1 protein-coding gene and 1 pseudogene are annotated in these 3,430 nt (G+C 69.0%); one reads left to right on the forward strand and one right to left on the reverse strand.

What is annotated here, in order from left to right; genetic code table 11:
* Positions 1-61 precede the first annotated feature (61 nt).
* Positions 62-2,710: a PA14 domain-containing protein gene (locus tag AB8Z36_RS31670; RefSeq protein WP_369216830.1), complete on the reverse strand. Its 2,649-nt coding sequence runs from the start codon at positions 2,708-2,710 to the stop codon at positions 62-64.
* Positions 2,711-2,881: 171 nt separating this feature from the next.
* Between AB8Z36_RS31670 and AB8Z36_RS31675 the strand changes: the two are divergent.
* Positions 2,882-3,421 (forward strand): annotated as a pseudogene (locus AB8Z36_RS31675) (LacI family DNA-binding transcriptional regulator); the annotation flags it as partial.
* Between the last annotated feature and the right edge of the window lie 9 nt (positions 3,422-3,430).

Genomic DNA, 3,430 nt, shown 5'->3' on the forward strand with positions numbered 1-3,430 from the left:
CCTCCGGCCCGCCCGGGGAGGGACGGGCCGGAGGGTCGAGCCATGGGGTGCCTGTGGCCGGTCAGGAGCCGGAGCAGCCGGGCACCGTCTCCTTCGACGCGTCACGGATCAGCGCGTCGTGCGCCGCCTTCACCCGCTTCACGTCGGGCTTGACGACCTTGCGGTCATAGGTGAGCAGGCCGTTCAACTCGCCTTCCACATCGGAGATCTGGGTGTAGACCGCGCCGTTGCCGCCCTTGCAGGCGAGGGCGCGCACCTCCCCCAGCTTCTTGATGTAGTCGTCCGTGTACGTCGCCGGGTCGACGTCGACGTAGGACTGCTGGACCGACCACGCGTGGCCGGGCACCGCGAGACCGAGACCGCCGTACTCGCCCGCCATCAGGGCCCGCTTGCCGTCCGGGTGCGGCGGCAGCGCGGGGCTCGGGTAGCCGTGCTCGTCCATGATGTCGCCGGTGCCGCCGTCACGGCCGAGGTTGAGGCCCGACATGCCGTTGACCAGGCGGGTCGGGTCCCAGGACTTGGCCTGGGTGGCGAGGCGCCCCTCGTCGTACTGGCCCCAGCCCTCGTTCAGCGTGACCCACATGATGACCGACGGGCTGTTCCGGTGCTGGTCGATCATGATCTTCATCTCGCGCTCGAACTCGGCGCGGGCGGCGGTGGACGGATTGACCCCGGCCGTCATCGCGGGCATGTCCTGCCAGACGAGCAGACCCAGCTTGTCCGCCCAGTAGAACCACCGGTCGGGCTCGACCTTGATGTGCTTGCGCACGGAGTTGAAGCCCATCTCCTTGTGCATCTTCAGGTCGTACGCGAGGGCCTCGTCGCTCGGCGCGGTGTGCAGGCCGTCGGGCCAGAAGCCCTGGTCGAGCGTGGCCATCATGAAGACCGGCTTGCCGTTGAGGACGGTGCGCGGGGTGCCGTTCACCTTCTCCACGGAGATGGAGCGCATGCCGAAGTAGCTCTTGACGCGGTCCTTGCCGACGTTCACCTTCAGGTCGTACAGGAAGGGGTCGTCGGGCGACCAGAGGCGCGGCTTGGCGATCTTCAGCGTGAGCGGCTTGCCGGTGCGCCCCGTCACCTCGGCGACCTTGCGCTTGCCCTCGTACGCCGTGGCCGTGACCGGCACGCCGTCGCGGACGCCCTGGGCCGTCACGCTCACGGTCCGGTCCTTGACGTCCGGCGTGATCAGGAGCGAGTCCGCGTGGTCGGCGGCCACCGGCTCCATCCACACCGTCTGCCAGATGCCGGAGGACGGGGTGTACCAGATGCCGCTGGGGTCCAGGCGTTGCTTGCCGATCGGCGGGTTCTCGCCGTTCGCGGCGTCGGTCGGGTCGTAGACGCCGACGATCAGCTCCTGGGTGCGGCCGGGCTTCAGCGCGTCGGTGACGTCGGCGCTGAACTTGTCGTAGCCGCCCTGGTGCTCGGTGACCTTCTTGCCGTTGACGTAGACCTCGGACTGCCAGTCGACGGCGCCGAAGTTGAGCTTGAGGCGCTTGCCGTCGCCGACCTTCCAGTTCTTCGGGACGGTGAAGGTGCGGCGGTACCACATGCGGTCCTCGTGCCGCTCCAGGCCGGAGAGCTGGGACTCGACCGGGAAGGGCACGAGGATCTTCTCCTTGAGCCGCTTGCCGACCGGGGGCTGTTCGCCCTTCTTCGCCGACTGGAACTGCCAGTTGCCGTTGAGGTTCTCCCAGACGTCGCGCTTGAGCTGGGGGCGCGGGTACTCGCGGTGGGCGTTGCCCGGCGTGACCTTGTCGGCCCACTTGGTGCGCAGCTCGTACGTGGAGAGGTTCTTGCCGCTGCTCCAGAACGCGGCGACCTCCTTGCCGTCCTGGCCCTTGAGGCCGCCCTTGCCGTCGTAGCGGAGGTCGGCGGTGCCGCGTGCGGTGCCCTCCTTGTTGCCGACGACCGGCTCCCCCAGCTCGACGAGGAGGGCCCGGTCGTCCTTCGGGTCACTCCTGACGCTGCTCAGCGGCCACTTGGCGCCGCCGATGACCGCCTCGACATGGCTGTCGGTCCCGGCCGGCGGGGCGGCGATCTTCTGCGCGAAGGCGAGCTTCAGGGTGCGGCCGTCGGCGAGGACCGTGGCGTCGGTGGCGCCGTTGTAGTCGAAGCCGTCGGGCAGGCGGAACGCGGAGCGCGGGATGGCCTTCTTGGTGCCGCCGGGCTCGGTCCAGCGCAGGTGCAGGTTGGAGCCTCCGTAGTGCTCGAAGTACTCCACCTTGATGTCGTAGGCCTTGCCCGCGGTCAGCTCGACGGGCGCGCCGGTCTGCTCCTTGTCCCAGTCGTCGACCCAGTGGTCGATGACCTGCTTGCCGTCGACCCAGAGCCGGAAGCCGTTGTCCCCGATGATCGAGAACGTGTGGGCGCCGGTCTTGGCGGGGACGACCTTGCCGGTCCAGCGGACGGTGGCGTCGTCGGCCTTGCCGGTGGCGAAGGCGAGGCGCGGGTCGAGGTTGTCGAAGTCGATGTTCGCGTCGAAGCCGGTGGCCTTGAGCTCGTGGAAGTCGAAGGCACCGGGGGCGGACTGGGTGTAGTACTCGCCCTTGAGACCGTGGACTTCTCCGGGTTCGTCGGCCGCGTTCGCCGCGGGCACCGCGCTGAGTCCGGCGAAGGCGAGGGCGACGGTGAGCAGCAGGGCGAGTCGGTGCCGGACACCTCTGGGGCGTCCGGGACGTGCGGGTCGGGATCTGGTGAGTCGGGGGCGCACGGATCCTCCTTGTCGAGGAAGGGTGGCGGCTCGTGACTGCAGTCGGTACAACGAATCTGTACAACGTTAGAAACGACGGCAGTTGGCATGACAGCACGGCCCCCGCCGTGCTGTCCAGGGTCATGACAAGCGCCCCGGCGAGCGGGGACTTCTTGACGCAGGGAGATGTAGGTGCGGGTGAGCCTCAAGGACGTCGCGGAACACGCGGGCGTCTCGATCAAGACCGTCTCGAACGTGGTGAACAAGTACCAGCACGTCACCCCGGCGATGCGGGAGCGTGTGCAGCAGTCCATCGACGAGCTGGGCTACCGGCCCAACCTGACCGCCCGTCACCTGCGGAAAGGGCGCACCGGCATCATCGCGCTGGCCGTGCCCGAACTCGGCAACCCCTACTTCGCCGAGCTCGCCGGGGCCATCATCGACGCGGCGGCCGAGCATGACATCACCGTCCTTCTCGACCACACCCGCGGCGAGCGCGAGCAGGAGATCCTGGTCAGCCAGGGCTTCCGGGCCCGGGTGATCGACGGCCTGATCATGAGCCCGCTGGAGCTCGCCGAGGAGGACCTGCGCCAGCGCGACGACGACGTGCCGCTGGTCCTCCTCGGCGAGCGCGAGTACGACCTGCCGCACGACCACATCGCGATCGACAACGTCGCCGCGGCCCGTACGGCGGTGCGCCATCTGATCAGCAGGGGCCGGGCCAGCATCGCCTAACTCGGC

This window comes from Streptomyces flavofungini (genome assembly GCF_041028215.1).
GTDB classification, from domain to species: Bacteria; Actinomycetota; Actinomycetes; order Streptomycetales; family Streptomycetaceae; genus Streptomyces; species Streptomyces flavofungini_B.